The sequence below is a fragment of the Paenibacillus sp. EKM206P genome (genome assembly GCF_011066155.1).
GTDB lineage: Bacteria > Bacillota > Bacilli > Paenibacillales > Paenibacillaceae > Paenibacillus > Paenibacillus polymyxa_D.
In genome coordinates, this window is the sequence record NZ_JAAMNQ010000002.1 from 577,125 (window position 1) to 594,562 (window position 17,438).

Below are 17,438 nucleotides of genomic sequence, written 5' to 3' on the forward strand. Positions count from 1 at the left end.
CTCTCCATTATAAGGTAATGTAAGGATAAAAGTATTTTAAAGATCGGAAATTGGAAAGGGGCGCTACAGAGGATGAATTTGGATAACTGTCCTCGATGTGGAAAGCTGTTTATTATGAACGTCAGGGGAATCTGCCAGAACTGTATTAAAGAAATTGAGATTGAATACGAACGCTGTGTCAAACATATACGTGAGAATAAGGGCATTCATATGCATGAGCTTTCGGAGGCTACTGAGGTATCCGTAAAGCAAATCACGACATTTATACGCGAGGGACGTATTTCCATTGCTAATGCGCCCAATATGACGTATCCTTGCGAGGTATGTGGGATACCGATTCGTGCAGGACATATGTGCGATTCTTGTCGAACACGTCTGACTAAAGACCTGCATCAGGCTGTGCGCGAAAGTAGTAATCAGGATCAAAGTAATAATATGGGCTCAGGTACCTACAGCGCGATTGATAAACTTCGTGGAAAGTAGTACAGGGGAATTAAAAACGCATTCAGCTATTCAAAAAGTTTCAAATACCGCCGATAATCTTTATAGAGCTTATCGGTTTTTTTATTTTTAGCAACCATGCACAAAATAAAGAAGTGAGGCATAATACGAACCATGTTCGACGCTATGTCGTCTGATACATTCTGACCATATCAAATAACTAAGGAAGGTGGAAGTTATGAAAATTAACGAGACCAACCGCATCGGAGCTATTAATCCATACCAACGAAATATTGAAACAGGACGTCAAGAGGAGCTTAAGAAGTCTCGCCGCAAGGACGAGGTCTCGATTTCTCCGGAAGCGATGGAAATGCTGAACCGCAGCAGTGATGCAGATCGTGTTAAGAAAATTCAGGAGCTTAAGCAACAAGTAGCTTCGGGAACCTATCGTGTAGATGCCGATAAAATTGCAGATAAGCTGTTACCTTACTTCAAGCAGTCTTCCGAAAGCTAGGTGAAGGAATATGCCTTTAGAGCGTTTGATTGATGTGCTGGAGCAGCTAGATCAAAAGCATCTTATCTTATTAGAATTAGCTAAAAGTAAGAAAAAAATTGTTATGGAAAATGATATGGATAGCCTGGTTCAGCATTTGAATCAGGAATCCAGACTCCTTAAACAGGTGGAACAGCTAGAGGAAGCTCGTATGGAGTTTTCGTTTGAGCTTCTTCGTGAACGTGGTATTAAGTCTCAGCTTAACTTGACTATAACCGAGCTGGCACGCCTTGTTTTTGATCCTGAAGATAAGAACAAACTCCTCAGTGTCCAGAGCCGCTTATCCCACACTCTCTCAGAATTAAAGGAAATTAATGCAATCAATCAAAAGCTCATCGAGCAATCGTTGGTGTTTATTGATTACTCGTTAGATCTACTTGTAGGTCGTCCTAATCAGGAGATGACTTATATGCATCCAGATCAGAAAAGTAATCAACCTGCACGACCTGGATTGTTCGACACTAAGGCTTGATCCGAGGAGGAAAATAGAGTGCCATCCACATTTCATTCCATAGAAACAGCTAAAAGAAGCCTTTTTACACAAACGGCAGCTTTAAATACAACAGGACACAATATAGCTAATGCCAACACAGAAGGCTATACACGGCAAACGGTTAAGATGAGAGCTTCTATACCTATGGAGGCATATGGTATTAACCGTTCTAATGTGCCTGGTCAGTTGGGAACAGGTGTTGAATTTGATGCTATTGAACGCATTCGTGAGAAGTTCTTGGACAGTCAGTACCGCGGAGAAAATACTGAGCTGGGTAGTTGGACAATTAGAAGTAACACACTTGATAAGCTACAACAGATTATGAATGAGCCGTCTGATACAGGGATTCGCAAGGTTTTGGATAACTTTTATAAATCTTGGTCTGATTTAAGTAAAGACCCAGAAAGTGTAACCGCACGAACTATTGTTAAAGAAAATGCGCTTGCGTTGACTGATGCAATGAATCATATGAGTAAACAGTTAAGCAATCTATCTGCGGATTTAACCTCAAATGTGGAGGCTAAGTCTAGCGAGCTACAAAGTTATGTGAACTCCATAGCGGACCTGAATCAATCAATTACTAAAATTGAAGGCTTGGGAGATAACGCTAATGATCTACGTGACCAGCGTGATTTGATCGTCGATAAAATTTCGAAGATCGTTAATGTAACGGTAACTGATACTGATCAAGGCTACAACGTTAATATGGGTGGTCAAGCATTAGTAACTGGGTTTGCACCGACTACTGGTATTAACGGCGCTTTTTTACAAGCTGCTTTTGCTTCCAATGATTTGCAAGGAGGCGAAATACATGGAATGATCATTTCCAGAGATCAATTTGTAGCAGATTATACTGCACAAATGGATAACCTTGCTAATACATTGGCCAACGGTGATATTTCTGTAACGCTACCTAAAGGCTCAGTATTGCCAGAAGGCACTGTACTGAACGGAGTGACTTATACAGGGACCAATCGCACACTTCAATCGGATTTAACAGTTACGGTTAAAGGTCTTAATGGTTTGCATCAATTGGGTTATACCCAAGAGGATAAAGATGCTAACGGTAATATGGTTGCAGGTAAACCTTTTTTTGTAGCTTCAAATAATGGCGGGGCGATAACGGCAGGCAACATCACGTTAAATACTGCTATAGTAGATAATCCTAACGCCATTGCAGCATCCCTTCGTGTAACAGGCACTGCTCCTACTGAGGAATTGGTTAAAGGCAATAATACATTGGCGTCCCTCATGTCCAATTTGAAATTAAACAATTTCACTTCTGTTTCTACAGGGAACAAGGCTACTATTGATAGCTTTTTCAGTTCTATGGTTGGTCAGTTGGGTATAGAGGCTCAAGAGGCGACAAGACAGACACAAAACTCGACAGCCCTCGTATCTCAGGTTGAAACTATGCGCCAGTCTGTGAGTGGTGTTTCACTGGATGAAGAAATGTCCAATATGATCAAGTTTCAGCATGCCTACAGCGCCGCTGCTCGGTTTATGACCACATTCGATCAATTATTGGATAAATTAATTAACTCCACAGGTGTAGTGGGAAGATAAGGATGATTAAATATCTTGTGTTTTTATATACAGGTGGTATTTAGTTACGGAGGGGTGTAATTATGCGAGTTACTAACAATATGCTGAGCTCACAGCTTCTGCTGAATTTGAATCGAAATTCTGAGCGTATGAATAATACGCAAAACCAGATGGCGACTGGACGTAAACTGAACAAGCCCTCTGATGATCCTGTAGGGATTACGTATTCCTTAAGGTACAGGTCTGAATTGTCTTCAAATGAACAATACCAACGGAATGTGGACAGCGCAGTGTCTTGGCTTGATTTTAATGATACGGTCATGGATCAGGCAGGCCAAATTATGCAAAGAGTACGTGAACTTACAGTACAGGCCTCTACGGGAACTAATCCACAATCTGCGCTGGACAGCATCAATAAAGAAATTGGCCAGCTTAAGGAACAAATGATTGATGTTGTGAACAGCCAATTGAATGGGAAATATATATTCAACGGTCAAACCTACGACAAGAAGCCTTATGACCTCCCTTTGAATGCTGATAATACGCATGATACGTCTGGCGCAGCATCCATTGCTACGGATACAGGAAATGTTAATTTTATAGTGGGTGAAAATGTAGCTTTGCCCATTAACGTTACTGGTAATGAAGTCGTAGGAACAAGCACGGATGCCGATAATTTATTTACAATTTTTAATCAGCTATCTGCAGCTTTGGCAAGTGGTGATATTAAAGCGAGTGGGGATCAACTGGCCAATATTGATACGCGTATGGACAAAATGCTGAAAGTCCGGTCGGAAATGGGAGCTAAATCCAACCGTGTGGAGTTAATGCAAAGCCGATTGAGCGATCTGGAAGTAAACTTAACGGACTTGCAGTCTAAAACGGAGGATGCGGATTACGCTGAGCTTTTAATGAATTCCAAGATCCAAGAGAATATTTACAATGCTTCTTTGTCAGCTGGAGCTAAAATAATATCCGCATCATTGGTTGATTTCTTGAGATAGTCTAAGGAGGGGGAGAGATGTCCATCATTCCGACACTTCAGATCCGGCAAACTCCGGCTATCCTGCATATTGACGCAGACCCTGGGCAGTATTCGATTCGACAGCCCTCGGCAGATATGGAATTAACGACACGCCGTGCTCAACTGGAAATTCATCAGTATAAGCCACAGCTGACCATAGATCAAAGTGCAGCCTTCTCTGCCTATAACGGTGGCAATTACCTTGAGATGAATAATCGAATCTATTCAGGGGTGCCACAGATATTTTTACAAGCTCTTGCACATAAAGTGGAGCAAGGTAATCGGATGGCGGATATTCACATTCCTGGGAATACTATAGCCAATGTTTTTGGAGAGGATACTGAAACGCATGTGCTTCCTGAATTTAGGGGTCCAGCATCTATGGATAATGTTGATATTCATGTTGAAACGCGTGCACCTGATATTGCCTTTACACCTGCTGTATCGGAAATGCATGTGACCGTTAATCGTCCAGAAATTGAGTATACTCGGGGGAAACTGGAGATTTATATGCAGCAGTATCCATCAGTGGCCTATATTCCACCTGAAATTGATGTCGCGATGTAAAATAAGTTAAGGTTATAGAGGTTATTCAAGCCATCTATAGCCTTTTTTTTATAATAAAATGTATATATCTGATTAAATATTGGAGGAATATTAGTGATTATATCCACATCTATTTGGGGTGACATTGAAGTTAATGAAAAAGAGGTATATCGTTTTGAAAAAGGAATTCCGGGATTTGAGGAGACGACCGAATTTGTGTTGCTTGATCAGGATGAGGCTCCCTTTTACTATCTCCAGTCCCTTCAACAGAAAGAACTATCTTTTGTCTTAGTGGATCCTTTTATTTTTTATCCTGAATATGAGTTTGAATTACCTGATAGTGAAACGGAAGAACTGGAGATTGAATCTAATTTAGTCGTTCGTAGCATATTAACATTACATGAGCAGGTAGAGAACTCGACGATCAATCTATTGGCACCTTTGGTATTCAACCCCGATAATAGGCTAGCCAAGCAGGTTGTTTTGCACCAGTCTCCGTATTCGACCAAGCATTCACTGCAACCCACTAAGGAAGACAAAACCATCCGTTCAAAGGAAGGTGAATAATCATGCTGGTACTTTCGCGTAAGAAAGGCGAGTCTATTATCATTCAGGATCACATTGAGGTGACGGTGCTCGGAGTAGAGGGAGATACTGTCCGTATAGGAATTTCAGCACCTAAACAGATGGACATCTTTCGCAAAGAAATCTATTTATCCATTCAAGAGTCCAATCGTGAATCTGCTGCCCATACGCAGTCAAATTTGGATGCTTTACGCAAGATGATAAATAAAAATAACGAAAAATAAAAAAAAACCTAAAATGCTATTAAAAGATCGACGAGAATGTCGATATATATAGTACAAGCTATTACGGAGGGGCGGCCGACTTCAACGAATAGCTGTAACAACAATAAACCACATGGATGTGGGACATTTACCTTCAGGGAGGAAATTTAAAATGATTATCAATCACAATATCGCTGCAATGAACACTCACCGTCAATTGAACACAAACACTTCTAACACAAACAAAGCAATCGAAAAGCTGTCTTCCGGTCTTCGTATTAACCGTGCTGGTGACGATGCTGCTGGTTTGGCAATTTCCGAAAAAATGCGTGGTCAAATTCGTGGTTTGGATATGGCTTCCAAAAATGCTCAAGATGGCATTTCTTTGATCCAAACAGCTGAAGGCGCACTGAACGAAACACACAGCATCCTGCAACGTGTTCGTGAACTGGCTGTACAATCTGCGAATGATACAAACACTGATGCTGACCGTCAGGAACTTCAAAAAGAAGTAGCAGAATTGACAACAGAAGTAACACGTATCTCCACGGATACTGAGTTCAATACTAAAAAATTGTTGGATGGCGCTGGTGTCAGCGGTGCAGTTTTCCACATTGGTGCTAACATCGACCAAAATATTAAATTGTCTATTGGTAACATGAGTGCTGCATCATTGGGTATTTCCTCTGTTTCTATCTCCACTCAAACAGGCGCTAATGCAGCTATTTCAACTCTGGATGCTGCTATTAAATCGGTATCTTCCGAGCGTGCTAAATTGGGTGCAAACCAAAACCGTTTGGAGCACACAATCAACAATCTGGGAACTACTTCCGAGAACCTGTCTGCTGCTGAATCCCGTGTTCGTGACGTAGACATGGCTAAAGAAATGATGAACCAAACGAAAAACAACATTCTTGCTCAAGCTTCCCAAGCTATGTTGGCACAAGCGAACCAACAACCGCAAGCTGTTCTTCAATTGCTTCGTTAATCTTTTGCTTAATGGAACTGCTGAGATTATTCTCAGCAGTTTTTTTGTGTTTATATTTTACATATAAGGAATTATTGTTGCCTTCATATTTTATAAGTCGAATCTAACTTATAATTATCAAATAACCGATATATATACTAACAGATTCGTAAATGCGAAATGAGAGGAATACATGATGAAAACAATTGCGTTATGTATGATTGTAAAAAACGAGCAAGAGCATCTTAGAAGATGCCTTGATAGCGTAAAGAACAAAGTAGATCAGATTGTAATTGTAGACACAGGTTCAACAGATGAAACTGTTAATATCGCTAAGGAATATACTAATGATGTACATCATATGGAGTGGGATAACAATTTTGCTGCTGCCAGAAATGAATCCATTAAATATGCCACTACAGACTATATTTTAGTGTTAGACGCTGACGAGTATCTAGAAGGATCTGCTGATTTACAAAAGGAAATCACCTCAGGTGCAGACTACTATTTCACAAAAATACACAATATTATGTCATTTGAACGTGCTTTAAACCATTTGGCAATCCGAATTTTTTCAAATAGTAAAGACCTATATTATCAGAACCGTCTTCATGAACATTTGAATATTATGGACGAAAAACGTAATTTGATAAGTGGACAAGCCGGGCTTGTTATTATGCATACTGGCTATACAGATGAAATGATGGAGGGAAGGGAAAAAGCCAAAAGAAATCTCCCTCTTATGTTGAAGGAAGTTGAAGAAAACCCAACGGTGTATAACCTATTTAATATGGGAAGAACCTATATGTGGGTTGGGAAATATGAAAAAGCAATAACCTTTCTAAAGAGAGCTTACCCAATGAGTAAGAACTTAACGATCGCTTCAGATTTAATTATAACTTTATGTCGAAGCTTAGGGGAAACGAAACGGTACAATGAGGCACTACAAATTTTACAAGAAGCAGTAGTTGTTCATCCTAAAGAGGTAGACTTGCTTCATCTACAAGCACTTTACTTTATGGAAATAGGATACTATAGAGATGCAATAGCGACGATGACAAAGTGTCTTGATATCGGTGATCAAGGCATTACCGTTACGGAAGGTCATGGGAGTTATATAGCACACTTTAGATTAGCAGAATGGTATGAACTACGAAATGATTTGACGAAGAGTTATAAACATATTTTAGAAGCTTTTAAGCTGAAAAATGACTTTGCGCCGATTATGGGGAAATATTTTAAAATTATAGAGAAAGCAAATGTTCCATTAGAAGAAGTATTCGTAAGTACAAACCAGTTGTATCCGATATCAAATAGCGGACAGCTAGAAAAATTGTTAGAAGTGATGTATCAATTGAGACACCCCCTCTTGCAAAGATATTTGACAGAGTATAACGTGACTGTTCAAGATAATGTAATGGCTACTGCAAGACAATATGCTAGGGACTACGAGGGAGCGCAGGCCCTGTGGTTGGAAATGGCGGATATTGATGAGCGGAATGGAGAGGACATTTTATTATTGTCTATTATCCTCAAGGATGAAACTCTATTGAGAAGAGCAATAACACTGCTTAATCTAAGTCAAAAGGAACAAAAAAATATATTTAAAATCATAATGAATGATCTTTCTGAAGATGATGTTAAATTAACACCACATCTCGAGAAGATGCTAGAGAAAACACTGCTGCATCTAATTCGATTACAGGAGTTCGAAACATTTGAAATGATATTGAATTATTTGTGGCAAGGTAGTGCTGATGTAAAAGTTAAAGTCTGTGAGCATCTTGTAGCCTATGGTTTCAACGAGATAGCTATTGATCTATTAGTTAAACTGTTTGAGCAATATCCAAGGAATGTAAGAATCATCGAAATATTAGGTGATGTTTGCCTTCGTTCTGAGTATTACCAAGATGCACAGCTTTTCTATGCTAAACTGTTAGAATTTCGTCCTGATTATAGCTCATATGAAAGTTGTTATTTCTTATCAGAAAAAGTTGGTGATCAAGAGGGTTCTTTTAATATTAAAGAGAGCATTAAATTGAAATTTCCTCTTTCTAAATGGGCAGTAGATTAGAATTATAGAAGTAGATTTTTTTAGTGCAAACTTGATATGGAAAGTGAACTTTCAAGTTACATTTGCATCAAGAAATAGTTTTATGTGGAACTGCATATAAGAAGTATTACCAATTCATATTCCTAAATTAAGAGTGTTTTTAGATATTTATAGAAATGGGGAGAGCTTATGAAAAAAAAACGAGTACTTGTTGGAAGTCCTATCCGACAAAATCCATCTATACTAAAAGAGTTTCTTGAATCACTTAGGGAACTTGAACAGGAAACAATCGAGCTGAGTTATCTCTTTATAGACGATAATGAAGATCCTGCCTCAAGTCAGTTACTTTCAGAATTTTCTGAATCTACAGCTAATGTAATGATTCATAAAAACAATAGTAAGGATCATTATATTCGTAACGAGATCTCGCATTCTTGGAATGAGCAACTAGTTTGGAAAGTGGCCCGACTAAAAAATATAATCATTAAAATAGCAGTAGAATTCAATTATGATTATTTATTCTTTGTGGATTCTGATATTGTGCTGCACCCTCGTACAATTGAACAATTAAAAAGCACAGAAAAAGAAATAATATCGGAAATTTTTTGGACAAAGTGGCAACCTGATTTTCCAGAACTTCCTCAGGTTTGGTTAGAGGATCACTACACTATGTTTTATAAACAGCGTAATGAGCAGTTAACTCAAGAAGAGGCTCTAAATCGACAAGACCAATTCATAAATCAGTTGAAAAAACCAGGTCTTTATGAAGTGGGAGGACTCGGTGCCTGTACATTAATCTGTAAATCAGCTCTTGAGAAGGGAGCTAACTTTAATGAGATTAAAAATTTGTCTTTTTGGGGGGAAGATAGACACTTTTGTATAAGGGCTGCAGCTCTGGGGATTGAGTTATTTGTGGATACACATTATCCTGCTTATCACATTTATAGAGAGAGTGATTTAAAAGGCGTTGTTAAATTTAAAAGTTCTTTCAATGAAACTATAGAAACGAAAGTGATGAGAGTAGTTTCAGAAGGGATTTCTGCACTAGGCTCATTTCATTATAGCTTAGGGTACCCGGTTGCATGGAAAAAATACTTTGTTAAGGAAGCAAGAATTGTTTTAGAAAATGAGATACAGAAACAAATGAGTAAGACTATTGCAGATCACACTAAGGTGAATGCATATGTTGAAAATTTGAAGTACATTTCATATAGTCCAGATATAAGTATGCATCGTGTGGAGTTTACACTTCATAACTATATTTTGCAAAAGGGAGAACGAATAGAAAGTCATTTCAAAGGTTTTTGTAATGTCTTTTATAGTAATGAACAGTGCAGTATTGCTTCTTTTAATATAGAGTCTGAATATGAAGGTCAAATAGATTTTCCAAATCACAAAATGCCAAAAAAATTAACACTTTCTATGGTAATTCAAAATGAAGGAGCAAGATTTTTAAAACAAGTTTTAGAAAGTCATGCCAAATATATTGATAGTGCTGTAATAATAGATGATGGAAGTACAGATGACAGCGTTCAGATTTGTGAAACTATTCTAAGAAACATCCGCCATAACATAATTAGTAATAGTTGCTCGAAATTCAGTAATGAGGTTGAGCTAAGAAAGCAACAGTGGGAAGCAACAATTGATGAACAGCCAGACTGGATATTAAATGTAGATGCAGATGAATTATTTGAAGAAGAGTTTTCAAAGAAGGTACATCAACTTATGGAATTGGAGAAATATAGTACCATGTGCTTCCCTTTATATGATATGTGGGATGAGAAACATTATCGCGAGGATGAGTACTGGTATGCTCATAAAACACATCGTCCTTTTATCGCTCGTTATTCTCCTGAAGCGGTATATGATTGGTTAGAAGAGAAACAACATTGTGGTCGTTTTCCTAAGAATATATTGGATATTGGTCCGAACTTGATATCAGATTTAAAACTCAAACATTTAGGTTGGATTAGGGAAGAAGATAGACTTAAAAAGTATAAGCGATATCAAATTCTAGATACAAATAAAACAGAATTTAGAACGAAGCACTACGAATCCATACTAAATGTAAAACCTAATTTGGTAGCCTGGGAAGATTAGAATTTCTAATTAATAGTGAACGAGTATAGCAATAAAATGGGGAGCGTTATTGTTAATGTTAAATGATTCTAAACTATTATTTGAATTAGAAAGATTAGCTTTGGATAATGGGTTGCTTATGCTAAAAACTCAAAAAAATATGAAAAAGAGTGTATTTGACGATCAAGTTATATCAAATATAAATGGTTTAATTGATGGTATTGTTACAATAGAAAAATTATTACGTACCCCTTCATGTGCGTACATTTTTGATGAGGTAAATGTAATATTTAATGAAGTCGGGAGTATATTTGAAGAGCTTGTTTTAACATATGAAACTAATAATTCAGATAAAATTGTAACTCTTTATAGTGATTATTTAATTCCTAGGTACTTTGAGTTTAGAAATGATCTCAGTAATTATATAGACAAAGTCACAGGAATACAGAGTGTTGTTATTAGTGGTATTAATCTCATTTCCATGAACATTAACAAACTAATTGATGTCTCAAAAGCTAGAATATTAGCATTTATTTCTGATGAATCAGAATATAACGGAAAGTTTATTGAAAATATAGCTGTTGTAAACTCAAAAGAAATTGAGAATATTGTTATTGATTTTCTAATAATAACTGATAATTATTCTTCCTATAAGGCAACAACAATTATTGATTTGAAAAAATTTGTAGAGAGTTCGTATGATTTTGAAGCTTATAGAGCCTATAAATCTTTTATTTCCTATAAGAATGATAATAATACGATCAATGGTTTTGTTACAGGGCTTTCTTATGCAGAAGTCGGGATAGATATAAAGGAATTAGAGCCTTATAATGTTGTGAATTTAGCCGTCTCAAGTCAAGATCTATACTACGATTATCAATGGGTGAAATTATTAGTAGAAAAACAAAATGTAGATTTTGTATTTGTAGGGCTTAGTTATTATAGCTTCGAATACGATTTATCTAAAAGCAGTATGAGAGATAAGATGAAGATTTATTCCTCTTTTCTAGAACAAGAAACCGAAAGAATCTCACCTGAAACCGAGCTATTTAAACAAGTTGCTAATAAAGTTTTTAAGTACAATTTCATAGAAATACTCTATGACATCCTGAAAGTTGTAGGCGAATCATGGTGGGATAATTATGTTAGTCAAAAAATGAAAAAAAATGATATGGAAATGGGGAAGGATATCGCTTATAAAGATTGTTCCAAAAATTATCCGAATACTGTGTTAGAAAATATAGAAATATTAAGGAAGATAATTTCACTATTGCAAAGCAATAATATTAAACCTATTTTATTGGTATGTCCAACTAGTAAATATTATTACAAATTTTTTTCTCAACGTATAAAAGAAGAATTTAAGAAAAATACAGGAAAAATTTCAAAAGATTTTCAGGTAGATCTTATAGATCTATTTGAATCCGAAAGCTTTGGCGACAATGATTTTTATGATGCATCACATCTAAATAAAGAAGGATCCAAAAAGTTTACTTTAATATTAAAAAAATATTTAGATAATGTTTTTGAGGGGATAAATAATTAAAAATTAAAGGAGAGATATTAATTGAGAGGCACATATATTGGAGAAGGAAAAATGTTAATATCGCCTATATGGGGAGGTAAGCTAATTGTACCTTCTAATGACCTAAGTCTTGCCCCTGATCTAATTATTGATGGGGTTTTAGAATCGCCTCTTACTAGATTTTTTGCGCAAAACGTTAAAAAAGGTAATTCGGTTATTGACGTGGGAGCAAATATAGGGTATTTCTCAGTTTTTTTGGGACATCTAGTTGGTAGCCAAGGGAAGGTTTATTCTTTTGAGGCAAATAAATATATGTATGAATTTTTATTAGATAATCTATCTATTAATTATTTACATGACAGATGTGAGACATTTAATCTTGCTGTGTATTCAGAAGAAACTTATATTCCTTTTTATGTTTCAAAGAAATATATGGGCAACAGTTCTATACACTCGCATAGTTCGGAGTATAAGAGGCATTACAAGGATGATATTGGAAAAATTGAAATTGCTACAATTGTTCTGGATGAATTTTTTCAATTACATCAAAAAATTGATTATTTGAAGATTGACATTGAAGGTGGAGAATATAATGCTTTTCTTGGAATGAAGCATTTAATTGAAAATAATGTAATTGAAACTGTTATATTTGAACTGAATAAGGGGATGTTGCAAAATGATTGGGATCCTTTTACAGATTTAATCTTGCAGTTGGAAAAAGAGGGAAAAAGATTCTACGGATTATCAAATGAAGGAAATCTCATAGACATAGAAATTAAAGAGTTGTTTGAACGAGAAGGTTACCCTTATGTTATTATGCAATAAGCCAATATATTAAAGAATGAACTTGTTAGAGGAACAAGTGGTGTCTCTCTTTTAGGGAAAATACTCGGCAGGGCTTACTTCCCTCAAGATTCTCTACATCTTACAATTAATTCAATGAGTTACCTTGTGTGGTTGCTACGTGAGTTCTTAATAGGTTAGGTTTACTGTTCTTCTAGTCTAGGGAGATCTATACACATTTCCTAATTTCTCTTCATAACTGATCATTTTCTGCCGATAAATATAATAAATAATCCCATCGGAGGTTGTAAGATGAATCTGCAATTCTCTCTTTCAACGAATGCGGTGAGTGGCAAAGCAAATGGCGTAAGCCAACATAGCGATGCTATAGCAAATCAGGATAGCCAGCAAATACAGGCCGTGAGAAATGGATCAGAATTAAGCAAGCTCGAAAGGCAGGGAGTTTCATTCTCCATGGGGGATGAGCAACTTATTAAGGCAATAGATAGAGCTGTTAAAGCTCTTCAAGGACCTACAACCACGTTAGAAATGAGTGTGCATGAAAAAACACACCAGATCTTGGTCAAAGTCCTCAATAAAGACACAGGGGAATTGATTCGAGAGATTCCTCCTGAAAAAACGCTTGATTTAGTAGCAAAGATGATGGAGATTGCAGGAATTCTCATAGATGAAAAAGTATAAGGAGGCAATTAGATGCGTATAAATGGTTTTTCAGGAATGGATATAGACAGTATGGTGACCTCTTTAATGACCGCGAAGAAGTCTCCATTAAACAAGCTGAATCAGCAGAAGCAGACATTAGAGTGGACGCGTGATAGTTACCGTGAATTAAATACTAAGATCGTTCAGTTTAGCGATAAGTTGCGCGATTTAATGACTAAGTCTGACAAAATGAACACTCAGAAATCGACGTTAACTGGTAATACAACGGCTATTAAAGCGGAAGCTAATGCTGATGCTAGCTCTACACCTATGTCTGTAGTCGTTAACAAGCTAGCAACAAAGTCCAATATGCAAACCTCTACAGGCCTACGTACTGCCGGAAGCAGTACGGCAGATGCTACTAAAAATACAACATTGGAGCAAATTGCAGGTGGCAGTGCGTCAGATACTTATGAGTTAAATATCAATGACAAAACAATCACTTTTCTTAAAACTGATACAATATCTGCAGTGATGACCCGTATCAATTCAGAAGGGGCGAATGTAAAAGCGACTTTTGATGAAATCAGCGGCAAGTTCTCCATTACAGCTAAAGATTATGGGGATAGCAATAATATTAAATTAACAGGTGCAGATAAGCAGGTTAAAAGTAGTACGCTCATGGACTTATTCCAAATTAGTTCTACAGATGTAAAGGCGGCTGAAAAAGGGGAAGTTATAGTAACGAATACGGCGGATTCGAGTTCCAAAACTTATAATCCTGATAACAACTCCCTTGTCGTTAATGGAGTGTCACTGACTCTGTTAGAGACCACGGGAAGCACTGGACCGGCTAAAATTACAACCCAATCAGATCCAACAAAAGCTATGGAGACCATTAAATCTTTTGTGGATACTTATAATGACCTATTAAGTACATTTAATACGAAACTAAGTGAACAAAAGTATCGCGATTTTCCTCCACTGACAGCCGATCAAAGGAAAGACATGAAGGAAGATGAAATTAAGCAGTGGGAAGAAAAGGCGAAAAGTGGTCTTCTTAAAAACGATTCCATAGTAAGTTCTGCTGTGTCTTCTATGCGTATGGTTATTTCCAGTAAATTAGGCGATTTAAGTTCGGTTGGTATTACTACAGGTCAATATTTCGAAAATGGTAAATTACAAATTAATGAAGAGAAGCTGAAAGCTGCTTTGACGACAAATCCGGATAAGGTTATGAGTATATTCAAAGGGTCGTCTGATGTTGTAAACAGCAAGCCTCTCTTTAGCGAATTAAGAAGTAAGCTTGATACTACGTTAGACATGTTTGTAAAAAAAGCAGGTACATCAAAATTCGATACAAATGCTAGTATGACCTTAAAGGCTGACAGTATAATGGGAAAGCAGCTTAAAAACTATAACAGCGATATTACAGAGATGACCAAAAAACTTGCTGATGCTGAAAAACGGTATTACAAGCAGTTTTCGGCTATGGAATCGGCTATGAACAAGTACCAGTCGCAGTCGTCCAGTTTGACAAGCTTTTTACAATAGTTTAGAAAAGGGTGATTCGTTTGATCTCATCTCCTTATGAAAAATATAAACAGTCTTCGGTGCAGACCTCTACCCCGGGGCAGCTCATTATTATGTTATATGATGGTGCCATTCGGTTCGTAAAGGCCGGTCTTGATGGAATATCATCCAATGATATTGCTAAAGCAAACATAAACCTGGGTAAAGCCCAAAGCATTATTAGTGAGTTAATGTCTACGTTAAACTACTCGTATGATATTTCCAAAAATTTATATGCTTTATATGAATATATGAACTATTTATTGATTCAAACCAATATCAAGAAAAAGATTGAGTCAGGTGAGGAAGTTCTGGGTTACCTGCAAGAATTGCGTGAAACTTGGATTGCAGTGAACAAGCTAACGGCAGGTATGTCATTGTCAACGGAACAGTAAGCTATGATAAATGACGCTTTATCTCAATTAGAGCAATTAACCCAACAATTCATACTTCGACTGAATGAGACAAATTACGAGGAAGTTGAGATTTTTGTCGAAGTTCGTCAGATGAAGGTGGATAAACTGCTGAGTGTCTTGAAAAATACGCCTATGACAGCGGAGCAAAAACAGAAATTAGAGTCTATTCTAAGCCACGATGCAATAATTGATCAGCACATGCAATCGCTGAAACAGGAAGCCCAAAATTGGCTTGTCCAGCGAAATATGGCCAAATCGCAACGTAATGCTTATGAATCTAACTATACGCCTGATAGCGTTCTGATGGATCGTAGGAAATAAATGTTAAAAGCTCTCTCCCAACATTGTTGTACGGTGTGGTGAGAGCTTTTTAATATTTGTGAAAGTATCTAATGTAAAAAAATGTAGAGAGAATGTAAATCCTAATTTGATAATCTGGGAAGATTAGAGGATATGATGAATATTAAACCAGCAGAGCAAAAAAAGGAGCTAGCTATTTACAATGTTGAATGATTCCAAAATATTATTTGAATTAGAAAGATTAGTATTAGACACTGGACTGTGTATGCTAAAAACTCAAAAAATTATGAGAGAGGGCGTATTTGACGATCAAGTTATATCAACTATAAATATTTTGATTGATGGTATTGTGACAATAGACAAATTATTACGTTCCCCTTCATGTGTGTACATTTTTGATGAAGTAAATGAACTATTCAATGAAGTCGGGAGTATGTTTGAAGAGCTTGTCTTAACATATGAAACTAATAATTCGGATAAAATTGTAACTCTTTATAGTGATTGCTTAGTTCCTAAGTACTTTGAGTTTAGAAATAATCTCAGTAATTATATAGACAAAGCCACAGGAACACAGAGCATTGTAATCAGTGGTATTAATCTCATTTCAATGAACATTAATAAACTAATTGATGCTTCAAAAGCTAGAATAGTAGTATTTATCTCTGATGAACCAGAATATTACGGAGAGTTTATTGAAAATATAGCTGTTGTAAACTCACAAGAAGTTGAGAATATTATTGTTAATTTTCTAATTATAACTGATAATTATTTTTACTCTAAGGCTACAACAATTATAGATTTGAAAAAATTTGTAGAGAGTTCGTATGATTTTGAAACTTATAGAGCCTATAAATCTTTTATTTCCTATAAGCATGATGATAATACAGTAAATGGTTTTGTTACAGGGCTTTCTTATGCAGAAGTAGGAATAGATATAAATGAATTAGAGCCTTATAATGCTGTGAATTTAGCTGTCTCAAGTCAAGATTTATACTATGATCTTCAATGGGTAAAATCTTTTGTAGAAGAGCAAAATGCTGATTTTGCATTTGTAGGTCTGAGTTACTATAGCTTTGAATACGATTTATCTAAAAGCAGCATGAGAGATAGAATGAAAATTTATTCCTCGTTTCTAGAACAAGAGACCGAAAGAATATCACCTGAAACTGAGTTGTTTAAACAAGTTGCTAATAAAGTTTTTAAATACAATTTTATAGAAATACTCTATGACATCCTTAAGGTTGTAGGCGAATCATGGTGGGATAATTATGTCAGTCGGATAATGGAGAAAAATGACAAGGTAAAAGGGGAAGATATCGCCTTTAAGGATTGTTCCAAAAATTACCCAAGTACTGTTTTGAAAAATATAGAAATATTAAGAGAGATAATCTCACGATTGCAAAGCAAGAATATTAAACCTATTTTAGTGGTATGTCCAACCAGTAAGTATTATTACAATTTTTTCTCTTCACGTATAAAGAAAGATTTCAAAGAGAATATAAAGAAAATTATGGATGACTTCAAAGTAGATCTTATAGATTTATTTGAATCCGACAGCTTTGACGACAATGACTTTTATGATGTATCACATCTAAATAAAGAGGGATCCAAAAAGTTCACTTTAATATTAAAAAGATATTTAAATAATGTTTTCGAGGGAATAAAAGCTGAAAGCAGTTGAATATAATTG

Annotated in this window: 18 protein-coding genes; all 18 read left to right on the plus strand. The window is 36.2% G+C overall.

The annotated features are described in order from the left end of the window. The first annotated feature begins 72 nt into the window (after positions 1-72). The 18 genes from G9G53_RS06355 to G9G53_RS06440 all read left to right on the plus strand — a co-directional run bounded on the left by G9G53_RS06355 (position 73) and on the right by G9G53_RS06440 (position 17,429). On the plus strand, positions 73-483 hold the full coding sequence (locus tag G9G53_RS06355) for a TIGR03826 family flagellar region protein (RefSeq protein WP_069009992.1): 411 nt from the start codon (positions 73-75) through the stop codon (positions 481-483). Between the two features lie 196 nt (positions 484-679). Then, positions 680-955: a flagellar biosynthesis anti-sigma factor FlgM gene (gene flgM, locus G9G53_RS06360; RefSeq protein ID WP_029514589.1), complete on the plus strand. Its 276-nt coding sequence runs from the start codon at positions 680-682 to the stop codon at positions 953-955. 10 nt (positions 956-965) lie between these two features. After that, entirely contained in the window at positions 966-1,466 is a 501-nt protein-coding gene (locus tag G9G53_RS06365; protein WP_029514588.1) for a flagellar protein FlgN, read from the plus strand. An 18-nt stretch (positions 1,467-1,484) separates the two neighbouring features. After that, positions 1,485-3,053: a flagellar hook-associated protein FlgK gene (gene flgK, locus G9G53_RS06370; protein ID WP_029514587.1), complete on the plus strand. Its 1,569-nt coding sequence runs from the start codon at positions 1,485-1,487 to the stop codon at positions 3,051-3,053. A gap of 62 nt (positions 3,054-3,115) precedes the next feature. Continuing rightward, positions 3,116-4,036 carry a flagellar hook-associated protein FlgL gene (gene flgL / locus G9G53_RS06375; protein WP_029514586.1) on the plus strand — a complete coding sequence of 307 codons (921 nt, stop codon included), beginning with the start codon at positions 3,116-3,118 and terminating at the stop codon, positions 4,034-4,036. A 17-nt stretch (positions 4,037-4,053) separates the two neighbouring features. Then, the gene (locus G9G53_RS06380) at positions 4,054-4,623 is read left to right on the plus strand and encodes a DUF6470 family protein (protein ID WP_029514585.1); all 570 of its coding nucleotides are present in this window, start codon (positions 4,054-4,056) and stop codon (positions 4,621-4,623) included. A gap of 93 nt (positions 4,624-4,716) precedes the next feature. Continuing rightward, complete coding sequence (fliW, locus tag G9G53_RS06385; RefSeq protein WP_165146216.1) at positions 4,717-5,169, plus strand: flagellar assembly protein FliW; 453 nt, start codon at positions 4,717-4,719, stop codon at positions 5,167-5,169. A 2-nt stretch (positions 5,170-5,171) separates the two neighbouring features. Further along, the gene (gene csrA, locus G9G53_RS06390; protein ID WP_029514583.1) at positions 5,172-5,411 is read left to right on the plus strand and encodes a carbon storage regulator CsrA; all 240 of its coding nucleotides are present in this window, start codon (positions 5,172-5,174) and stop codon (positions 5,409-5,411) included. A 151-nt stretch (positions 5,412-5,562) separates the two neighbouring features. After that, entirely contained in the window at positions 5,563-6,378 is an 816-nt protein-coding gene (locus tag G9G53_RS06395) for a flagellin N-terminal helical domain-containing protein (RefSeq protein ID WP_165146220.1), read from the plus strand. A 175-nt stretch (positions 6,379-6,553) separates the two neighbouring features. Then, entirely contained in the window at positions 6,554-8,431 is a 1,878-nt protein-coding gene (locus tag G9G53_RS06400; RefSeq protein WP_165146223.1) for a glycosyltransferase family 2 protein, read from the plus strand. A 168-nt stretch (positions 8,432-8,599) separates the two neighbouring features. After that, entirely contained in the window at positions 8,600-10,510 is a 1,911-nt protein-coding gene (locus G9G53_RS06405; protein ID WP_165146226.1) for a glycosyltransferase family 2 protein, read from the plus strand. A gap of 55 nt (positions 10,511-10,565) precedes the next feature. Continuing rightward, positions 10,566-12,035, plus strand: a complete 1,470-nt coding sequence (locus G9G53_RS06410) for a hypothetical protein (RefSeq protein WP_165146229.1) — start codon at positions 10,566-10,568, stop codon at positions 12,033-12,035. 21 nt (positions 12,036-12,056) lie between these two features. Beyond that, positions 12,057-12,839, plus strand: coding sequence for an FkbM family methyltransferase (locus tag G9G53_RS06415; protein ID WP_165146232.1), 783 nt, complete (start codon positions 12,057-12,059; stop codon positions 12,837-12,839). A 270-nt stretch (positions 12,840-13,109) separates the two neighbouring features. Further along, complete coding sequence (locus G9G53_RS06420) at positions 13,110-13,499, plus strand: flagellar protein FlaG (RefSeq protein WP_165146235.1); 390 nt, start codon at positions 13,110-13,112, stop codon at positions 13,497-13,499. A 12-nt stretch (positions 13,500-13,511) separates the two neighbouring features. Further along, on the plus strand, positions 13,512-15,014 hold the full coding sequence (gene fliD / locus G9G53_RS06425) for a flagellar filament capping protein FliD (RefSeq protein ID WP_165146238.1): 1,503 nt from the start codon (positions 13,512-13,514) through the stop codon (positions 15,012-15,014). 20 nt (positions 15,015-15,034) lie between these two features. Next, positions 15,035-15,427 (plus strand): flagellar export chaperone FliS, encoded by a 393-nt coding sequence (gene fliS, locus G9G53_RS06430; protein WP_165146241.1) that lies wholly within the window; start codon positions 15,035-15,037, stop codon positions 15,425-15,427. A gap of 3 nt (positions 15,428-15,430) precedes the next feature. Further along, positions 15,431-15,769, plus strand: a complete 339-nt coding sequence (locus G9G53_RS06435) for a hypothetical protein (RefSeq protein WP_165146244.1) — start codon at positions 15,431-15,433, stop codon at positions 15,767-15,769. Between the two features lie 181 nt (positions 15,770-15,950). Further along, positions 15,951-17,429, plus strand: coding sequence for a hypothetical protein (locus G9G53_RS06440; protein WP_165146247.1), 1,479 nt, complete (start codon positions 15,951-15,953; stop codon positions 17,427-17,429). Positions 17,430-17,438 lie beyond the last annotated feature (9 nt).